Origin of the sequence: Tatumella sp. JGM118, from assembly GCF_018257515.1 — a bacterium.
Lineage (GTDB): Bacteria > Pseudomonadota > Gammaproteobacteria > Enterobacterales > Enterobacteriaceae > Tatumella > Tatumella terrea.
In genome coordinates this window covers 228,802-247,400 of record NZ_JAERJR010000002.1, presented here as the reverse complement: position 1 = coordinate 247,400, position 18,599 = coordinate 228,802, and the positions used below count along the sequence as shown (strand labels likewise).

Annotated in this window: 18 protein-coding genes; 9 read left to right on the top strand and 9 right to left on the bottom strand. The window is 56.8% G+C overall.

Going from position 1 to position 18,599, the window contains the following annotated elements; genetic code table 11:
• Positions 1-113: 113 nt before the first annotated feature.
• From JK223_RS03595 to JK223_RS03555, 9 genes are all read left to right on the top strand, one after another.
• Positions 114-923 (top strand): ABC transporter ATP-binding protein, encoded by an 810-nt coding sequence (locus JK223_RS03595; RefSeq protein ID WP_212712841.1) that lies wholly within the window; start codon positions 114-116, stop codon positions 921-923.
• Positions 920-1,828, top strand: a complete 909-nt coding sequence (locus JK223_RS03590; protein WP_212712840.1) for an ABC transporter ATP-binding protein — start codon at positions 920-922, stop codon at positions 1,826-1,828. Before JK223_RS03595 ends, JK223_RS03590 begins: the two co-directional genes overlap by 4 nt.
• On the top strand, positions 1,815-3,341 hold the full coding sequence (locus tag JK223_RS03585; protein ID WP_212712839.1) for an ABC transporter substrate-binding protein: 1,527 nt from the start codon (positions 1,815-1,817) through the stop codon (positions 3,339-3,341). The genes JK223_RS03590 and JK223_RS03585 overlap by 14 nt, the downstream gene beginning before the upstream one ends.
• 20 nt (positions 3,342-3,361) lie before the next feature.
• Positions 3,362-5,149, top strand: coding sequence for an ABC transporter permease subunit (locus tag JK223_RS03580; protein ID WP_212712838.1), 1,788 nt, complete (start codon positions 3,362-3,364; stop codon positions 5,147-5,149).
• A 134-nt stretch (positions 5,150-5,283) separates the two neighbouring features.
• Positions 5,284-5,451, top strand: a complete 168-nt coding sequence (locus tag JK223_RS03575; protein WP_212712837.1) for a hypothetical protein — start codon at positions 5,284-5,286, stop codon at positions 5,449-5,451.
• A 471-nt stretch (positions 5,452-5,922) separates the two neighbouring features.
• A complete protein-coding gene (locus tag JK223_RS03570) occupies positions 5,923-6,519 on the top strand; it encodes a TetR/AcrR family transcriptional regulator (protein ID WP_212712836.1) in 597 nt (198 codons plus the stop codon).
• Between the two features lie 192 nt (positions 6,520-6,711).
• Positions 6,712-7,746: an NADP-dependent oxidoreductase gene (locus tag JK223_RS03565; protein WP_212712835.1), complete on the top strand. Its 1,035-nt coding sequence runs from the start codon at positions 6,712-6,714 to the stop codon at positions 7,744-7,746.
• A gap of 40 nt (positions 7,747-7,786) precedes the next feature.
• Positions 7,787-8,467 (top strand): type 1 glutamine amidotransferase domain-containing protein, encoded by a 681-nt coding sequence (locus JK223_RS03560; protein ID WP_212712834.1) that lies wholly within the window; start codon positions 7,787-7,789, stop codon positions 8,465-8,467.
• A 4-nt stretch (positions 8,468-8,471) separates the two neighbouring features.
• Complete coding sequence (locus JK223_RS03555) at positions 8,472-8,762, top strand: DUF1330 domain-containing protein (protein ID WP_212712833.1); 291 nt, start codon at positions 8,472-8,474, stop codon at positions 8,760-8,762.
• Positions 8,763-8,812: 50 nt separating this feature from the next.
• On the opposite strand, the gene JK223_RS03550 is transcribed toward JK223_RS03555, so the two are convergent.
• The 9 genes from JK223_RS03550 to JK223_RS03510 form a co-directional block, all read right to left on the bottom strand.
• A complete protein-coding gene (locus JK223_RS03550) occupies positions 8,813-9,340 on the bottom strand; it encodes an Lrp/AsnC family transcriptional regulator (RefSeq protein ID WP_212712832.1) in 528 nt (175 codons plus the stop codon).
• Positions 9,341-9,437: 97 nt separating this feature from the next.
• Positions 9,438-10,727, bottom strand: a complete 1,290-nt coding sequence (locus tag JK223_RS03545) for an aspartate aminotransferase family protein (protein WP_212712831.1) — start codon at positions 10,725-10,727, stop codon at positions 9,438-9,440.
• 118 nt (positions 10,728-10,845) lie between these two features.
• Positions 10,846-11,976, bottom strand: a complete 1,131-nt coding sequence (locus JK223_RS03540) for a M20 aminoacylase family protein (RefSeq protein WP_212712830.1) — start codon at positions 11,974-11,976, stop codon at positions 10,846-10,848.
• 4 nt (positions 11,977-11,980) lie between these two features.
• Positions 11,981-12,907, bottom strand: coding sequence for a glyoxylate/hydroxypyruvate reductase A (locus JK223_RS03535; protein ID WP_212712829.1), 927 nt, complete (start codon positions 12,905-12,907; stop codon positions 11,981-11,983).
• On the bottom strand, positions 12,907-13,752 hold the full coding sequence (locus JK223_RS03530) for a GNAT family N-acetyltransferase (protein WP_212712828.1): 846 nt from the start codon (positions 13,750-13,752) through the stop codon (positions 12,907-12,909). Before JK223_RS03530 ends, JK223_RS03535 begins: the two co-directional genes overlap by 1 nt.
• A 9-nt stretch (positions 13,753-13,761) precedes the next feature.
• Entirely contained in the window at positions 13,762-15,093 is a 1,332-nt protein-coding gene (locus JK223_RS03525; RefSeq protein WP_212712827.1) for an FAD-binding oxidoreductase, read from the bottom strand.
• 17 nt (positions 15,094-15,110) lie between these two features.
• Positions 15,111-16,781, bottom strand: coding sequence for an ABC transporter ATP-binding protein (locus tag JK223_RS03520; RefSeq protein ID WP_212712826.1), 1,671 nt, complete (start codon positions 16,779-16,781; stop codon positions 15,111-15,113).
• Entirely contained in the window at positions 16,778-17,635 is an 858-nt protein-coding gene (locus tag JK223_RS03515) for an ABC transporter permease (RefSeq protein ID WP_212712825.1), read from the bottom strand. Before JK223_RS03515 ends, JK223_RS03520 begins: the two co-directional genes overlap by 4 nt.
• On the bottom strand, positions 17,632-18,588 hold the full coding sequence (locus JK223_RS03510; protein WP_212712824.1) for an ABC transporter permease: 957 nt from the start codon (positions 18,586-18,588) through the stop codon (positions 17,632-17,634). The genes JK223_RS03515 and JK223_RS03510 overlap by 4 nt, the downstream gene beginning before the upstream one ends.
• Positions 18,589-18,599: the final 11 nt, after the last annotated feature.

Sequence of the window (18,599 nt, the reverse complement as noted above, 5' to 3'; positions counted from 1 at the left end):
TCATATCAGCGATAGCGCCTGGATATACAAAAACTTACAACTCGTCGCTATTTGCAACAAGGCGCGCAGTAGTGTTATGTTATTACATAACACAACACTCTCTATGGTCTTCGATGAATAACCGTTCCCCGGATGCGATCCCCGTTCTTGACGTCGAAAACGTCAAAATCTCCAGTGGTCATGATGTACTGGTCAACGAATGCAGTTTTTGCCTCTATGGGGGCGAACGCGTATGTATTATTGGTTCATCCGGCTCGGGTAAGTCGCTGACTGCGAAGGCTATTATCGGTACCCTGTCCGCAGAACTAACCTTTCAGGGAAGTATCCGTATTAACGGAGCCGGTGTCGGCGGAGTTCACCCCTCGCGAAGACCTCAACACGCACGGGTTTCAGCCGTCTTTCAGGACTCATCTGTCGCGCTGAATCCGTTGATGCCCGTGGGCTCCCAGCTTAAGTTGGCACTAAACGAGGAGGATAAAGCTAAGCTGCCATCACTACTGGATGCGCTACAGCTGAGCGATATTCCGCAGTTACTTTCCCGTTATCCTGCGGAGCTCTCCGGGGGGCAGCGTCAGCGCATCTGCATCGCCATGGCTCTGATGGCAAATAACCGTTTACTGATTGCTGATGAACCGACGACGGCGCTGGATGTGATCAGCCAGCAGCACGTTCTGCAGGTACTGAGCCACCGTGCAGCCCTGGTTGATCCCCCTGCTCTGCTCTTTATTACTCACGATATCGCCGTGGCTACGCAGTTGTGCGAGCGTGGTCTCGTGATGGAGAAGGGTCAGATTGTGGAACGTGGCACAATGGCTCAGCTTCTGAATGCGCCGCAACATCCGTATACACGCAAACTGTTACAGGCAGCACGCGCGGCTGAACGGGTGTTGAAAGTACATCCCGGTGAGGCACTCGCCGGATGAGCACGACGTTAGATACGGCCTCTCCCGCTTTCATCCAGGTCGACAGGATTTCCCGTTACCGCAACCGGCACGTATTTCCCTGGCAGAAGGCCACATCTGCAAACGCTATTCTTGATGATTTTTCATTAACGCTGCACCAGCATGAACGTGTGGGTCTTCTCGGGTGTTCGGGATGCGGAAAATCAACGCTACTCAGAGCTATCCTGGCGCTCGATGTTGTCGATAGCGGAGCAATATATTGCAACGGAAATCGGGTCAGACCGGGTCCAGCCCGCACATTACGCTGGTATCGCCGGCAGGTCCAGTACCTTCCCCAGGAACCCGCCAGCACGTTGCCTCCGGCAATGCGCGTCCGGGATATCCTCAATGAGCCGCTGAGACATTTAGGCCATCGTCGTCACGCGCCTACCGATCTTTCCGCATCGCTTGAACAGGTGGAGCTAAGCCCGAAGATCCTCGATAAGCAAGCAGGCGCTCTTTCAGGTGGCCAGGCCCAGCGGGTCGCATTGGCAAGGGCGCTGATCATTCAGCCCGATTTTCTACTGGCCGATGAGCCGGTCAGTGGACTTGACCTTCCTCTGCGGGAACAAATCAAATCGTTGCTTTTTCGAATGACTGAAGAGAACCGCATGGGGCTGCTGGTTGTCTCCCATGATATTTCTTTGCTGGCAGGGTTATGTGACAGAACGCTGGTCATGGAGGCGGGTGAAATTATTGAGGATCGGCCAACTCCGGAAATGCTGTATTTGCCCCATCATCCGCATACGCGCCAGCTCCTGAACGCGGTACCTGGTCTGTGTTCTCCGGCCCTTCCCGCGGACGGGATTGAATACACATCAGAGTCTGGCGTGAGCTTTAATAACACGCCTTTGCATATTAATAGGGATACACATGAATACGGGTAAAACCTTCCGGCCTGTTTGCGGGCTCTTGTCTGCAACCTTATTACTTACCGGCTGTTTTAATGAAACGCAGGATGAACCGGTCAGTGGCAACGAAGGCAGGATCAGAGTGGCGCATCTTCAGCCACCTCGTTCCGGCCTGACGCCGCTCAGTGATGATGCGTTTAAGTTATCGCGCTGGAGCACAGCGGAGACGCTGGTCGTCCTCGACAGTGCCGGTGAGGCGCAGCCGGCACTATCGACAAAATGGCAGCCAATAAATGATACAACCTGGCGCTTTGAACTGCGCCCGGACGTCAGGTTTCATGACGACAGCACACTGACTGCGCAGGTGGTTGCAAATGCCCTGAACGTTGCTGCCAACGCCACACCAAAACCCCGTATCCTTGATGGTGTAAAACTTACGGCAAAAGCAGAGGGGGATAGCACAGTACTGGTGACAACGGCGAACAAAGATGCCCTTCTGCCTCAACGTCTTTCCAGCCCTCAGTTGGCGATCTTGTCTCTGAATGCCTACAAAGAAAATAGCGTGGTGGATCCGGTTAATACCGGGACAGGGCCATTTATTTTACGACGCGTGGATGGCACCAGCAGTGCATCACTTGACCGTTTTGAGGGCTACTGGGGTGAAAAGGCGAAGGCAAGCGGGATCGACGCCAGTTTTGTCCCGGACGGGACCGCGCGCGCGGCCGCATTACGTACCGGTACGGCGGATGTCGTTGAAGCGATCCCGGTCTCTCAGGCTCCGCTGCTGGAACCGTCGCTGGTGCATGAAGTGCCCATGCCAAGAACCAATACGCTGTATCTCAACACGGCCCGGGGCGTTATGAAAGATCCTGCGATGCGTGCCGCGGTACGCGACGCGGTTAACCGCCAGCAACTTGTCGATAATGTCTATGAACATCACGCCGATGTTGCTCAGGGACTGCTGGGTCCGGCATTACCCTGGGCGGCTAAACTCCGTAAACCGGTGGCAGACCCGGGAACTGCGGGTACGCCCGACGGGGCTTCCCTCACGCTGGCAACATTCAGCGATCGCCCGGAATTACCAGAGGTCGCGGTCTACCTCGCGCAGCAACTGGCCGCTGCCGGCTTTACTGTGAAACAAGTGGTTCGTGAATATGCTCAGATTGAAGCGGACGCGCTGGCTGGAAAGTTCGATGCGTTTATTCTTTCCAGGGCAACTGTCCTTGATTCCGGTGACCCGGTCGCCTATATGTACAGCGATTTTTCCTGCGAAGGTTCGTTCAATATTTCTCAGTTATGCCGCCCTGAAATTGATGCTGCGTTAATCAAAGCCGGTGAAATACCTGCCGGTGAGGCCCGTCGTCAGGCCATTATGGAGGCTGAAAACCTTATTCTGGCCAGTGATGCCACCATTCCGTTGCTGCATGAGCGGGTTATTCAGGGGGAAAGCGCGGTACTAAAAAATGCGCAACGCGACCCGCGCGAACGTACGCTCATCGACGGCAAGACGCAGTTAGTCTCCGGCGACCAGAATACGGGCGCACTGTAATTAATTAAGGCTATTGAACGATGAGAGAATCCCTGTACTGCAGAACCCGCGCCGGAATTCAACGGGCGAGTTACCTGCCACATGGTTTACTGATGGCGTTAATGTCGCGGCTTATGACATTAACAGGCATCATTGTATTGATCGGGATGCTGCCGTGGCTTTCGGGTGGCGATCCGGCAATGGCATTGCTGCGTGCCCGTTCTGCCGAACAGGAAGCGACGCCGGAAGCCCTGGCAGCGATCCGTCAGTCACTGGGGCTTGATCAGGGTCCCGTTAACCTGCTTATTAACTGGCTCAGTGGCCTTCTGCAGGGGGATGCCGGCAACTCCTGGATTTCAGGTCGTCCGGTACTGCCCGGGATGCTGCAGGCAGCACAAGTATCGCTGACGCTGATGATGATGTCTGCTGCGGTGGCACTGATACTGGCAGCGATGATTTGTCTGCCGACGTTCCGGCGCGGACTGCAGGGCCGGCCATACCGTTCAACAGGAGTATTGGCGTCCATATTGACGTCCTTACCCGACTTTCTTCTGGCCTCCTTTTTACTGGTTGTCGGCGCGGTCTGGCTGAAGTGGTTTCCTCCTTATGGCTGGAACGGTATGCACTATGCTGTATTACCCGCATTGGCCATGGGGATCCCTGCGGGAGGATATCTGGGCCGGATATTTTCGGACGCGTTAGCCGCGACGTTCAGCGAAAACTGGGTGATTACCTGGATAGTCTCAGGGATTTCGCGCTGGCATATTCTTTGTGCGGTACTCCGGCGGACCTTATCTACGGTAATGCCACTGCTCGGCCTTATTCTGGTATCACTGACGGGGAGCGCCGTGGCGGTCGAGAAAGTGTTTGCCATCCCCGGACTGGGCAGAGCCACGCTTGGAGCGGTTGTTGCCCGGGATCTTCCCACACTGCAAACCGGCATTCTCTTCCTGCTGATCATGGCATTTATGTCCGGCATTCTGGCGACGGGGATCAGATACCTCATTCTTGGTCGGGCGTTACTGACATCCTCTCTGCCGGTCACAAATGAACCGGGCAACAGTTCCCGGCGGAGGTGGATTGTGTTGCCGGTGATCTGTGCCGTCGCGCTGGCCGTACTTCTGCTGACCGGCTTACCCCGTGATCCTTACGCGTCCGATTTTCTCCGGCTGGCTCCACCGTCCTCTTCACTGCCGTTTGGTGCCGACGCCATGGGACGCGATTTACTGGCGAGGGTTGCACACGGCACTGTGCATACTTGCATTCTGGCGCTGATTGTCTCGCTCGTTTGTCTGGTTCTGGGGTTAGTGATTGGCCTTTTTCCGCGTGTATTTGTCGGGCCAACCGAGATAGCGAATGCATTACCGCCTGTTATCGCTGGCCTGCTTGTCGTTTCCGTCAGCGGTACCGGTAGTGCGGGCGCGGCTATTGCGATAGCGGCTGTCGGCTGGGCTCCTCTGGCGACACACACTGCCGCACTGGCCTCCGAGATCCGGGCCCGATCGTACATCAGTCTGTTGCCCGTTTTAGGGACTGGCGGGTTGCGTCAAAATATTGTTTACGTTTTTCCAGCCCTTATCGGGCCTCTCTTCCGCCATGCCATGTTACGGTTACCCGGCATCGCACTGGCATTAGCTTCACTGGGATTCCTGGGACTGGGGGCTTCTCCCCCTGCGCCTGAATGGGGCCGGGTGCTTGCAGAAGGCATGTCTTATCTTGAACGCGCGTATTGGGTTGTGCTGGCTCCGGCGAGCGCGCTGGCTGTTTTATCGGTCATGGGGGTGAGTCTGGCCGGCTTCATCGCCAGGAAACCTGCACGCATGCAATGAGTAACAGCCCGGTTAGCCGGGGCATTGAGGCACCGTAAACGGTGCCCTCAGTCATTTTCTGCCATGATAGTCCCTGAGTCCTTAAGAGATAATGACAGGCATTTTTCAACCAGAACCCGGCTGGCGCGTGAACTATGACAGATTTGCATCAGCTTTCTGAAGTTATTTCAGGGGGTAAGGATAAAGATATTGAGTCTCGCTGGCGCGACGTTGTTAGCGACTTCTCTTCACGCCGCAGCATTTCTGCCGCGACGCAGATCATTGCGATGGCAGGTTATCATTACACTTTTTGCATTTCATGACACAGAGTTACACTGTAACTTTATATCAGGCCTGCGCGTACATTTAACCAGCCCGGATCTGAAGTCAGAGGATGGTGCCTGACCCGGTACTAATTAATAGCCACTCAATCAGGTCTGCTCATTTATTTTTCAGAGCAGTAAATGCGGTATGCATTTTCCTCTTTAATACCAGCAACTGCCTCTGTTCAGCCATTTAATTCACCGGAGCTGTCTTAAAGTTTAAACCCCCGTCAGCCCGGAGGCAGTGACGCGACCTTATTCCTTTTCCAGGTTTATCCGGTTATCCGCTTCAATTACTGTTGCCCCTCTCTTCTGAGCCCACATCCCTTCGCACCACCTCCGAACCTGGCGCAGTGGCGAAACCCTGCCGGGGGTAGATGAATTCCGGGGCGCTCTTTATACTAACCACTCTTACCGCCTGCCCGCCGGCAGACGGTGATTAGCCCACGGCTCAGACGGGATACCCCTGCCATGAAATCATCACGCACTCTTAACGATAATCGCCAGCGGGTCATCGAGGTCGGCAGAAAAATTATCAGCCGCAAAGGATTCTCTGCCGTCGGCCTGAATGAGATCCTGACTGCCGCCGGGATCCCCAAAGGATCGTTTTATTATTACTTCGCCTCCAAAGAAGCGTTCGGCACTCAGATGCTGGAAGACTACTTCGCGCGCTATCTGGAGACGATGGAAGCACTGCTCAGCTCTGTCCCCGATGCCACACAGGCCATGATGAACTACTGGCACAGCTGGACCGCTACCGACGATGGCCCTACTCCCAAAGGATATCAGTGCCTGGCGGTAAAACTGGGCGCCGAGGTCAGCGATTTATCCGAACCGATGCGCCTGGCGCTGGAACAAGGCACCACCCGTATTGTGCAACGGCTGGCCGGGCAGCTTGAACGGATGGCGGCGGAAAACAGCTTCGTCCCCCCGCCGGAAGGTTGCCTGGTGTTTGCCGGGGCCTTGTATCAGTTGTGGCTGGGGGCCAGTCTGATGGGGAAAATGACCGGCAGCCTTTCTCCGTTAGCCTCGGCGATGCCCCTGACAAAACGCTTATTGCAGCTATAATCATTTTATTAATATGTGCGTTTCAGGGAGGCTTCTCTTATCAGTGACTCAGTTTTACTTTACCATCCAGACGACTGGTCTAATTTCAGGTCCGGTGAAAAACTGTTTAACTGTATTTCAGGTTTCCACACTGATGACGGCTGCCCTTTTAATATCCAGACGACAGGTCTGATTTAATCTCCGGAGACAGATATGCAACAAACAGCTCACACAAACCGCCGCTGGGTACTGGCCTCGCGTCCTGTCGGCATTCCGACGGCGGAAAACTTCCGCCTCGAAAATGCCGAACTGCCTGAACCGGCTGAAGGACAGATGCTGCTGCGTGCCGTGTATCTGTCTCTCGACCCTTATATGCGCGGCCGCATGAGTGATGCGCCTTCTTACGCAGCACCTGTTGCCATCGGTGATGTGATGGTCGGTGCCACCATCAGTCGTGTGGTGAGTTCGCTGCATCCGGAATTTAAAAAAGATGACTGGGTACTGGCTTACGGTGGCTGGCAGGACTATGCCCTGTCCGACGGTAAAGGCGTCATTAACCTGGGCGCGCATCCGCAGCAGCCATCCCTATCGCTGGGGGTGACCGGCATGCCCGGTTTTACCGCTTATATGGGGCTGACCGATATCGGGCAGCCTGTTGCCGGGGAAACGCTGGTCGTCGCCGCGGCGACCGGTCCCGTCGGCAGTACCGTCGGACAGATAGCGAAGTTAAAGGGCTGTCGTGTGGTGGGCGTCGCCGGAAGTGAAGATAAATGCCGCGATGCCGTTGAACACGCCGGATTTGATCTCTGCCTGAATCACAAAGATCCTGACTTTGCAGAGCAGCTGAAAGCTGCCTGCCCGGACGGGATTGATATTTACTTTGAAAACGTTGGCGGTGCGGTCTTTGAGGCTGTGCTACCGCTACTCAACCCGAAAGCACGTATCCCCCTGTGTGGCACGGTGGCGCATTATAACGACACCGGTACCGCTGCAGGCGGGGATCGCCTGCCGGCTTTTATCGGTACGCTGCTTAAAAAACGTATTCGTCTGCAGGGTTTTATCATTTTTGATGATTATGCCCCGCATTTCCCGGCGTTCCGCACGCTGATGACGGACTGGATCCGTCAGGGAAAAATTCATTATCGCGAACAGGTTATCGATGGCCTGGAGTATGCCCCGGGGGCACTCAGCGGAATGTTACAGGGTCACAACTTCGGTAAGCTGGTGATCCGGCTGGCGGATGATTAAACCTGCATACGATGACTGAACCCGCTTAAAAGGATAAACGATGAAAATTCTGATTGTACTGACTTCGCACGATAAACTGGGTAATACCGGCGAAAAAACCGGATTCTGGCTGGAAGAGCTGGCCGCGCCCTATTATGTCTTCAAAGATGCCGGTGCGGACCTGACGCTGGCCTCGCCTCTCGGCGGACAACCACCTCTGGATCCGAAAAGTAATCAGCCTGATTTTCAGACCGACGACACCCATCGCTTTGAAAGTGACGAGGCCGCAAAAGCCGCGCTGGCGAACACTGTCGCGCTGAAGTCGGTCAACGTCGACGAATTCGACGCTATTTTCTACCCGGGGGGTCACGGCCCGTTATGGGACCTGGCTACCGATAAAGACTCCATTAGCGCGATCGAACAGACCCTGGCGAAGGGACGTCCGGTCGCAGCGGTCTGCCATGCCCCGGGCGTACTGCGTGACGTCAAAAAGCCGGACGGTGAACCCCTGGTTCGTGGTCTGCGTACCACCGGGTTCAGTAACAGCGAAGAAGCCGCCGTGCAACTGACCGATGTCGTGCCTTTCCTGGTGGAAGATATGCTGAAAGAAAACGGTTCTGAATACAGTAAAGGCCCGGACTGGGGATCTTATGTGGTGACCGACGGTCTGCTGATCACCGGTCAGAACCCGGGGTCTTCTGCCGCAACGGCCCGGGCTCTGCTGCAGGCACTGAAAGGCTAACCGTATGAGTGCATATATTATTTTTATCCGCGATGAAACGCTGGATCAGCATGAGATGGACGTATATGCGCAAAAAGCGTCAGAAGCGCGTGGCGATCATCCGATAACCCCGCTGGCCTTCTATGGTCAGGCCGAAGGGCTGGAAGGCCCGGCAGCAGAAGGGGTTGTGCTGCTGAGCTTCCCGGATATGGCTGCCGCCCGCGCCTGGTATCACAGCCCGGCTTACCAGGCCGCTAAAGAGCATCGTCTGAAAGGTGCAAAATACCGGGTCGTTCTGACCGAGGGAATTGCCTGATTCAGGAGGGACACCGGTCAGCCACTGGCCGGTGTCCGTCAGCCGGTCGTTTAGCGGCCGGCAGGGCTTTCCTCGTTATCCGCCTTTTCCGGATGTCCCAGCAGATCTTGCAACGGCATACTGCTTTTGAGGATCGGTGATTTAATCACGATATAACTGAAGTATTTTTCGATTCCGATATCATCATCCAGTAATCCCTCAATCACCTGCTGGTAGTGCTCAATGCTGCGGGTCATAAAACGTAGCAGGTAATCGTATCCCCCGGTGATCACATGGCATTCCATGATTTCTCTGACCTGCGCTAAACGCTGCTCAAAACGCTGAAAGTCTTCCCGACGGTGTCCGGCCAGCGTCACTTCGGTAAAAACGCTGACCGACCCGGTGATTTTCGCCAGATTAATATGGGCCTCATAGCCGGCAATAAATCCGGCGGCTTCCAGCCGTTTTACCCGTTGCAGACAGGGGCTGGGAGATAACCCTACCGCCTCGGCCAGATTCACATTACTGATCCGCCCGTCTTTTTGCAGGTGTGAAAGAATAGCAATATCCAGGCGATCCAGTTTCAGTAAGCCGTTCATAAAATCCTCTGCGTGTCCATCAGGCGCTATCTGTCACTACTGATATACCACGCCTTAATGCAGGAGGGCTACTGTTTTAAATATGAAAATCATAACGTTATAACCTCCCTGTTGCCCGGGCCAGCGCGAGTTCGAACAGGTGAAAGGCTTCTTCCAGCTGGGCGTTGGTGGTGACCAGCGGCGCCAGAAACCGGATAACATTCCGGGTTATTCCGCAACGGATCAGCAATAATCCTTCGATACAGGCCGCATCCAGAATAGCCTGCGCCAGCGCGGCATCCCGTTTACCGGTCTCGGGGTTAATGATTTCGACCGCCAGCATCAGACCGCGACCACGCACATACCGCAGGCAGGCATATTTTTCGCGCATTTGTACTAACCGCTGATACAACCGTTCACCCAGCATCAGACTGCGGTTCAGCAGGTCTTCCTTACCCAGGACATCCAGGACCGCCAGTGCGGCAGCACAGGCCAGGACACTTCCCCCCTGAGGACTGACCGGCCGGGGGGCACTCATCACCGCGGTACGCCCGGTAACGGCCATTATCGGTAACCCTGCGCCGGAATTTCCGCTGATCACCAGATCCGGCCTGATCCCTGACTGCTGATAAGCAAACATCTCGCCGGTGCGACCAAAACCGCTCTGCAGTTCATCGCAAATCAGTAACATACCGTACTGCCTGCATATCCGCTGCAGGTACTGAATAAACGAGGCCGGGGCCGGGATGATCCCCCCCTCCCCCTGAACAGGCTCCAGAAGAATCGCGGCACCGGCCTGGTCTCCGCCCCGCAGACAGTGTTGCAGGGCCGCCCTGCAGTCTGCTTCCGTAATCCCTCTGGAAATATCCGGATACGGCAGTGAACGGATATCGCTGGCCCCTTGTGCTGAATCCGCCTGCCCGGGCGGACTATGGCTGGTCAGCCGGCAGTCTGCCAGAGAATGACCATGAGACGCCCCCTCGAAGGTGATGATACCGTGACGTCCGGTAAACGCGCGGGCGCTGTTAATCGCCTGCGCCATCGCGTCAGCCCCGGAATTAAAGAACACCGTCTGAAAAGCCTCGCCGTCACCCACCAGCTGATTAAGCCGGCAGGCCAGACGGATATACGCGGGGCTGGCCGCCACACGAAAGCAGTCACCGGTGAATTCGTTCAGTTGCCGGGTAATGGCCGAGACGACGGCCGGGTGATTATGCCCGACATTCAGTCCCCCGCTTCCGCCCGCAAAATCGAGATAACGGCTGCCCTCGACATCCCACACCTCGGCCCCGCGGCCCTTTTCGATCACCAGCCGATGGGCGGTCAGGAGTCCGGCGGGAATTTCTCTGTGGTGCGCATCCAGCCAGTGCTCATTACTGGCCTGAAAGTCGGTCATTACTTCGCTCATATCCTGTTTCCCCCGACTGATGAGTCACCCGTCAGAACGATGACAAAATGCTCTCAGGAACTCCGCGCTGTCCTGCATACGGCAGAGATCCTGTGCCTGAAAATATCCGACCGGAACCCTATTCTCCGCCCAGCTCGAGCGCGACCAGCTGCCGCCACCAGCGGACACCATAGGGGATCACGTCATCATTGAAATCATATTCTGCCTGATGTAATGCCGGGCCGGGACCCGAGCCCAGCCAGACATAGGCCCCCGGTTTTTGCTGCAACATAAAGGAGAAGTCTTCAGAGGTCAGCGCCGGGTATTCCGCAGTTTCTGTGGACAGGCCGATGGCTTTTGCAGCCTGCAGAGCGATTCCGGCTTCCCGGGCACTGTTGCAGGTGGCCGGATAATAACGAAGGTAATTCACCTCAGCCGTCAGCCCGTGGGCCGCACTGATATGTCCGGTCATCTGCCGTAACTGGCGCTCGATAATGTCCTGCGCCCCGGGGCTGAACGTGCGGACCGTACCGGTGATCGAGGCCTCTGAGGGGATCATATTATGCGAATGCCCGCCCTGAATCCGGGTCACCGTCAATACCGCCGGTTCATAGGGCGCTAATGCCCGTGAGACCAGGGTATTCAGCGCCACCACCAGTTCACTGATCGCCAGTAACGTATCATGGGTCAGGTGAGGCTGCGCCGCATGTCCTCCGGTCCCGCTGAGGGTGATATCAAACCGGTCACCGGCAGCCATGATCGGCCCGGCCCGGCTACGGAACTCCCCGGCCGGTAATTCCGGCCAGTTATGGATAGCGTATACGGCATCGCACGGGAATCGTTCAAACAGACCGTCTTCGATCATCGCTCTGGCCCCGGCCAGTCCCTCCTCTGCCGGCTGAAATATAAAGCAGACGCTGCCGGTAAAGTCCGGTTCCGCCGCCAGGGCTTCGGCAGCGGCCAGCAGCATCACCGTATGTCCGTCATGCCCGCAGGCATGGGCTACCCCCGGCTGCCGGCTGGCCCAGGGCTGTTTCCCCTCGTCATTCATCGGTAAGGCGTCCATATCGGCGCGCAAACCAATCATCCGCGGCCCGTCACGCCCCTTCAGCAGACCGACCACGCCGGTCTTACCGATATTCCGGTAAACCTCTATCCCCAGACGATTCAGCTGGTCAGCGATGATCTCTGAGGTCTGAAACTCTTTAAAGCCGGTTTCAGGATGCTGATGCAGCCTTTGCCGGAGCTGTCGCCATTTGTCTGTCGTCATTGCACTAATACCCCCGTTGCGGATCGATCAGGCCTGCTATCGGCTCTCCCCGCTGATGACAGCGGATATTTTCCAGTAATACCCTGACCGAGGTTTCCGGTTGCGTTTCGCTGGCGATATGCGGGGTTAACCAGAGCGCCGGATGCGTCCAGAACGGATGATCTTCCGGTAAGGGCTCCGGGTCGGTGACATCCACAATCGCCTGACTGAGCTGGCCGCTGTCCAGTGCGGCCAGCAAATCCTGATGATTGAGTTGCTGACCCCGACCGGCATGAATCAGCCCGGCCCCCGCCGGTAACTGATGAAAGACATCGCTGTTGAGTATACCGCGGGTACGGGAAGTCAGCGGTAACAGGCAAACCAGGATGTCACTCTCTGCCAGAAATGGCTGCAGCTGATCATCGCCCGACCAGCAGGTCACCCCGCTGACCGACTTCGGTGTCCGGCTCCAGCCTGAACAGTGAAACCCCAGAGAAAGCAGTTGCCGGGCGGCGGCCTCCCCCAGAGTCCCCAGCCCCATAATACCGACCCGACGGGTCTCTGTCGGAAGGATCCGTCCTTTTTTCCATTCCCTATTTTGCTGCTGGCGAAGATACATCGGTATTTCACGGTGCAGCGCCAGTACCGAGAAAGTGATATACGCCGTCATACTTTGTGCGATGCCAGGTTCAATCATCCTGACGACGCGGACGTCCGGGGGCAGACGGGAATAATCAAACTGATCCGCCCCCGCGCCCACCGAGAAAATCACTTTCAGGTTCGGGAAACGCTCACTCAGGTTTTCCGGCACCGTCCAGGTCACCAGATAACTGACCTGTTGCGGGTCGCCGGTCTCAGGCCAGAGATAAAATGGCAGATCCGGTGCGTGCTCCGCCAGCCAGGCTTTCCAGATAAGGCCGCGTTGTTGATCTGAATAATAGACAATACTCATTAGCCCAACGCCTGTGAAAATAGTCCAAAATCGAGAAAGGCATCCGGCTGCTTCTGCCAGGGGGTACCACGGATCATCATCACCGGTGCATCCACCACCGGCATCCCCTGAGCCTTCAGCCAGAGGGAGAACGGCCATTCGCCCTGCGTATCGATACGTACAAATTCATCCTGTAATCTGGCGGCACAGTCACAGAACAGGGTTCTGGCGGCGGCTTCGTCACGGGCCAGTAGTGGACCGACCACGTAACCCCGGCCAAAGCGTCTGACCACAGCAAAGCCTGCCATCTCATCTCCGCTCTCCAGTACGGTGATGAATTCTGCAGAGCCGGCTAAATCCTCATACAGTGCTGTCCGCCGTAATCCGTGGGCACTGTAGTCATAGTCAATCAGACGGGGTAAATCATCGGCAGTCGCCGCCCGTAACCGCTGCCCGGGCGCGAGGGTCGCGGCCGGAAACGGCGGTAAAGAGGCTGACTGATGCTGATGCATGGGTGACTGCTGCCTGAACCCGTATTTTTCGTACAGACCTTTACCCATTTCGGTTGCATGTAGCCGGACCATGCCCCCGGGCGCTTTCTCCAGTAACCCCTCCATCAATAATTTACCGATGCCACGCCCCTGACACAGAGGGTCGACAATCACCAGCCCGAGGGTATGAGATCCGCCCCAGTGCCAGATCAGGGCACAGCCGACCGTTTTACCGGCCTCGGTTGCCACCAGCCCTTCCCCTAACCGGTACGCCTGCAGCCAGTCTTCCCGGCGGTGGGGCCATTTCACCTGCTGACTCAGCTGGTAGCCGGTTTCCGTATCGTTTTCATTCATCTGACGCAATACAATGCTCATTCTTTCTCCTTACATCATTCCCGGTGCATCAAGATCACTGCCGTCAACCAGACGTGAGTAGCGATAAGGTGCGGGGTCAACAATCGGGGTATCCCCGGTCACTAAATCGGCAGCCAGCCGGCCCGCGCCCGGACCGATACCGAAGCCGTGGCCGCTGTAGCCGGCGGAAAGGACCAGCCCCGGGATCTGCCTGACGGTTGAGATCACCGGGATAGCATCCGGGGTACTGTCTATCATCCCGCCCCAGGACTGTGACACACGCAGCCCCTGTAAGGCAGGAAATTCTTTGACCATCGCCGCCAGCCCTTGTCTGACCATGTCATGATCGGCTTGCGGATCGAGGATCCTGACGGCCTCAAACGGTGAGACCGCCTCCATTGACCAGCGCGCCAGGGTTTCCGGACCGCGGATAAACGCAGACAACCCCGGCGAGACGGTTAAATTTTTACGGCGTGCGCGGAACGTCTGAAGGAACTGCCGGCTGTACTTCAGCCCCTGGAAACCCGGTTCCAGCCGCCCTTTCCCGGAGACAGAGACGGTATAACCGCCATCCGCCTGTGGCCGGCAGGCGAAACTGCCGGTATAAAACGGTGCTTTCACCACCTGGTCAATGGGATGGGTACGGAAAGCCGTGCCTATCACATTCCCCAGCGGCAATTCGAGGCCATGCCGGCGGCAAAATAGCGAGGTCCAGACCCCGGCGGCACAGATCACGGCCCGGGTTTTGATCAGTCCCCGCTCAGTGATCACGCCGCTGACTTTACCGGCAGAAATATCCAGACCGCGTACCGCACATTGCTGAAACACCTGCGCGCCCTGGCGCTGGGCCGCTATCACCAGTCCCGGGGCGGCCTGTGAAGGGTCCGCATAGCCGTCGTCGGGTGAGTGGACGCCCCCCAGCCAGGATGTCGTGCTGCCCGGGGTCAGGGCTTTCGCCCCGGCGGCGTCGAGAATGTGGCTGCGGATATCATAATTGCGGGCCATTTTTCCCCAGTCTTCCCAGGCGGCAATTTCTGCCGGGTCACGGCTGGCATACACCAGCCCCGAGCGGCGGAACCCGAGCTCTTCGCCGGTTTCCGCATTCAGTTCCTGCCAGCGCTGTAACGCATGAATGATCAACGGTAACTCCCGTTCATCGCGGTTCTGCTGGCGACACCAGCCCCAGTTACGGCTGGATTGTTCGGCCCCGACCAGCCCTTTTTCGATGATCACTACCTTCAGTCCCTTGCGGGTTAATTCCCAGGCCGCCGCCGAACCGGAGATACCGGCGCCGATAATCACCACATCGGCGCTCTCCGGAAAATGGGCGCTGTCCTGTACATATCTGATAAATGCGGGCATGAAAAAATTATCCTCTGTTAAGCCGTTACACCGCTTTTGACGACATCCTGATGGTCATCCAGCCAGCCCTGGCGAAGTTCCGGGACAGCCCGTTTCAGCCGTTCAAAATAGAGTTCAGAGGACGGTTTTGCGTAATCCTCTCCGGCAATCTGCGTCACAATTCTGCCTTGCTGCATCACCACAATGTCATCGCATACCGCCCGGATCGCATGCATATCATGGCTGATAAACAACACCGACAGATTAAACCGGCGTCTGAGGTCGGCGATCAGGTCCAGGATCGCTGCCGCCACCACGGTGTCCAGGGCTGACGTCACTTCATCGCAGATGATGATTTCCGGCCTGGCGGCCAGCGCACGGGCAAGATTGACCCGTTGCTTCTGACCGCCTGACAGTGAAGCAGGTTTGCGATGGCGTACGGACTCCGGCAGTCTGACCAGCGCCAGTAATTCCGAGATCCGCTGCTCCAGTGCCTCCCCGCGCAGCTTAAAGAAGTACTGTAACGGACGACTTAAGATCGCGGCCACGGTCTGTGCCGGATTCAGGGCCGTGTCCGCCATCTGAAAAACATACTGTATCTGCTGTAACTCCTGCAGACTGCGCTGTCCGAGGTCACGGGATATGTAATGATGATTAAACAGCAGGTGCCCGGACCAGGCCGGATTAATGCCGGCGATGGCCTGTGCCAGGGTTGTTTTGCCGGACCCGGATTCACCGATGATCCCCACGGCCTGACCCTTCCATAGCCTGAGCTGTATATTCTCACTGATGCGGATTTTCGGGACACCTTCATTATTCCGTGGCCCGTAACCGACACACAAATCACGCACCTCCAGTAACGGATGCACATCCCCGTGATCCCGCCGCCAGCCGCCGGGCCGCTCTGCCTGCTGTGCAGCCTCCATCAGCTGATGGGTATAGGGCTGGGTGGCATGGCTGAGCAGTTGTGCGGCAGGGCCGTATTCGACGATTTTTCCGCGCTGCAAAACCATAATCTGGTCCGCCATCTGCGCGACGACCGCGAGATCATGGCTGACATAAATGGCCGTCATCTGCCGTGCGGAGACGATCCGGCGAAACAGTTTCAACACTTCCACCTGGGTAGTCACGTCCAGTGCGGTGGTCGGCTCATCGAGGATAATCACCTCAGGGTCAACCATCAGAGCCATAGCCGTCATTAAACGCTGGAGCTGCCCGCCGGATACCTGATGCGGATAGCGCTGACCGATAGTTTCCGGGTCCGGTAAGGCGAGCTCCCGGAACAACGCAATCGCTTTTTCCCGCGCCTGCGCTTTGCTCATTTTTCCGTGGATCAGCACCGGTTCGGTGACCTGGTCGATAATCCTGATGCCCGGGTTAAACGAGGCGGCGGCACTTTGCGCGATATAAGCCACTTTATCCCCGCGAAAGGCCCGTAATTGTGCCGGTGACAACGCACGAACATCACTGCCTGCCACCCGGACCGTTCCTTCGGTGACGCGGCACCCCTGGCGGGCATAGCCCATCAGTGCCATGGCGATGGTCGTTTTGCCTGAGCCGGATTCACCGATCAGTGCCAGTACTTCACCTTTTTTGACTGAGAAACTGATCCCGCTGACCAGTCCGGTTTCCACGCCATGGTTGATGGCACACACCTGCAGGTTATCCACCGACACGACCGCATTTTCAGGATAGAAAGACACTGTCATACCCCCTCCTTCGCCAGCGTCAGCGCCGCCGGACGCCGGCTTTGCAGACTGTCAATAAACAGGTTAACCCCGATGGTCAGACTGGCTATCGCCAGCGCCGGCATCAGGACCGCCGGTGAACCGTCAAATAATCCCTGCATGTTTTCGCGGACCAGCGTGCCCCAGTCGGCCTGGGGGGGCTGTACGCCCAGCCCCAGGAAGCTGAGCCCGCTCAGCAGCAGGACGATATAAATAAATCTGAGGCCAAAATCTGCCAGCATCGGATGGATCATATTCGGCAGAATTTCAAAAAGCGCGATATAGGCCCGGCTTTCTCCGCGTAACTGCGACACCCTGACATAGTCCATGGTCCGTAACTGGCTTGCCAGAGCAAAGGCTATCCGGTAAGCGCCGGGCCAGTAGGTAAATACCGCCGTGATGATAAGCATCGGCAACGATGAACCAAAGACGGCGACAATCATCAGCGACAAGACCTTGCCCGGCAGAACCAGTAAGGCATCATTGACCCGTCCGAGGATCTCTTCCAGCCAGCGGCCACTGACCGCCGCCAGCAGTGCCAGTAAGGTACCCACCGCACTGGCCAGTACGGCCGCCGTCAGGGCAAGCCCGAGCGTATAGCGGCTGCCATACAGGATGCGGGTCAGGATATCGCGCCCCAGATAATCGGTCCCCAGCCAGAACCTGGCCGAAAAGCCGCTGAACAGTGGCCCGCCACCGATATCATTCACCGGATACGGGGCGATGTTACTGCCCACCAGCGCCATCACTATCCAGAACAACGTGATCAGTAACCCCAGCTTTCCGGAAAACCGGAGCGACTGAAAAAAAGACCATGCGGTGGAAAGGTATTTCATGAGCTCCTCCACTTCGGGTTAAACGCGATAGTGATGATGTCCGCCACCAGCAACAACAGCAGATAACAGGCGGCAAACAGCATGACGCAGACCTGTACCACCGGCAGATCCCGGTTACTGACCGCATCCACCAGCTGACTGGCCAGTCCGGGATAATTAAAGATCGTCTCGATAATGATCACGCCGCCAAACAGGTAAGAGAGGCTGAGGGAAATGGCATTCGCGATAGCCCCGGCCGCATTGGGCAAGGCATGGCGCAGCACGGCTCTGGCCGGAGAGACACCTTTGAGTAACGCCATCTCCACATAGGGGCTGTCGAGCTGACTGATAATTGCCGAACGTGTCATCCTGGCCATCTGCGCCGTCAGTACACAACATAAAGTCAGCACCGGCAGCGCGTAGGCCTGAATGAAACTTAACAAATCCACATTCGGGCTGCCGAACGACATGGCGGAAACCCAGTGCAGTCTGACGGCAAACACCATCACCGCGACGGTGGCTATCAGGAACTCAGGCACTGCGACCGTCGCCATAGTGCAGGTGACCAGCGCCTTATCGATCCACTTATCACGCTGCATCGCGGCAGTAAAACCGATAAACAGCGCCAGCGGGACAGAGACCAGGGTGGTGACCGCGGCCAGTTCGAGCGTGGCCGGGATCCGCGAGGCAATCAGCTGAGAAACCGGTAACCGGCTGGCGAAAGAGAGCCCGAAGTTCCCCTGCATCAGTCCGGTAAACCAGTGGTAATAGCGCACCGGCAAGGGCTGATCCAGCCCTAACTGGTGGCGTAAAGCCGTCACCGTCTCAGGTGTCGCATTTTGTCCGAGGATCATTTGTGCAGCATCACCGGGGAGTAAACTGGTGATAAAAAACACCACCATAGAAACGATGATCAGCGTCAGAATGCCCGACCCGACCCGTCGGGCGATCAGCAACATCATAAAACGGTTCATGGGCTTCTCCT

What these genes read in the sequence shown, in the direction of transcription:
- JK223_RS03595 (WP_212712841.1), top strand. Translation starts at nt 114, where the DNA reads ATGAATAACCGTTCCCCGGATGCGATCCCCGTTCTTGACGTCGAAAAC.
- JK223_RS03590 (WP_212712840.1), top strand. Translation starts at nt 920, where the DNA reads ATGAGCACGACGTTAGATACGGCCTCTCCCGCTTTCATCCAGGTCGAC.
- JK223_RS03585 (WP_212712839.1), top strand. Translation starts at nt 1,815, where the DNA reads ATGAATACGGGTAAAACCTTCCGGCCTGTTTGCGGGCTCTTGTCTGCA.
- JK223_RS03580 (WP_212712838.1), top strand. Translation starts at nt 3,362, where the DNA reads ATGAGAGAATCCCTGTACTGCAGAACCCGCGCCGGAATTCAACGGGCG.
- JK223_RS03575 (WP_212712837.1), top strand. Translation starts at nt 5,284, where the DNA reads ATGACAGATTTGCATCAGCTTTCTGAAGTTATTTCAGGGGGTAAGGAT.
- JK223_RS03570 (WP_212712836.1), top strand. Translation starts at nt 5,923, where the DNA reads ATGAAATCATCACGCACTCTTAACGATAATCGCCAGCGGGTCATCGAG.
- JK223_RS03565 (WP_212712835.1), top strand. Translation starts at nt 6,712, where the DNA reads ATGCAACAAACAGCTCACACAAACCGCCGCTGGGTACTGGCCTCGCGT.
- JK223_RS03560 (WP_212712834.1), top strand. Translation starts at nt 7,787, where the DNA reads ATGAAAATTCTGATTGTACTGACTTCGCACGATAAACTGGGTAATACC.
- JK223_RS03555 (WP_212712833.1), top strand. Translation starts at nt 8,472, where the DNA reads ATGAGTGCATATATTATTTTTATCCGCGATGAAACGCTGGATCAGCAT.
- JK223_RS03550 (WP_212712832.1), bottom strand. Translation starts at nt 9,340, where the DNA reads ATGAACGGCTTACTGAAACTGGATCGCCTGGATATTGCTATTCTTTCA.
- JK223_RS03545 (WP_212712831.1), bottom strand. Translation starts at nt 10,727, where the DNA reads ATGAGCGAAGTAATGACCGACTTTCAGGCCAGTAATGAGCACTGGCTG.
- JK223_RS03540 (WP_212712830.1), bottom strand. Translation starts at nt 11,976, where the DNA reads ATGACGACAGACAAATGGCGACAGCTCCGGCAAAGGCTGCATCAGCAT.
- JK223_RS03535 (WP_212712829.1), bottom strand. Translation starts at nt 12,907, where the DNA reads ATGAGTATTGTCTATTATTCAGATCAACAACGCGGCCTTATCTGGAAA.
- JK223_RS03530 (WP_212712828.1), bottom strand. Translation starts at nt 13,752, where the DNA reads ATGAGCATTGTATTGCGTCAGATGAATGAAAACGATACGGAAACCGGC.
- JK223_RS03525 (WP_212712827.1), bottom strand. Translation starts at nt 15,093, where the DNA reads ATGCCCGCATTTATCAGATATGTACAGGACAGCGCCCATTTTCCGGAG.
- JK223_RS03520 (WP_212712826.1), bottom strand. Translation starts at nt 16,781, where the DNA reads ATGACAGTGTCTTTCTATCCTGAAAATGCGGTCGTGTCGGTGGATAAC.
- JK223_RS03515 (WP_212712825.1), bottom strand. Translation starts at nt 17,635, where the DNA reads ATGAAATACCTTTCCACCGCATGGTCTTTTTTTCAGTCGCTCCGGTTT.
- JK223_RS03510 (WP_212712824.1), bottom strand. Translation starts at nt 18,588, where the DNA reads ATGAACCGTTTTATGATGTTGCTGATCGCCCGACGGGTCGGGTCGGGC.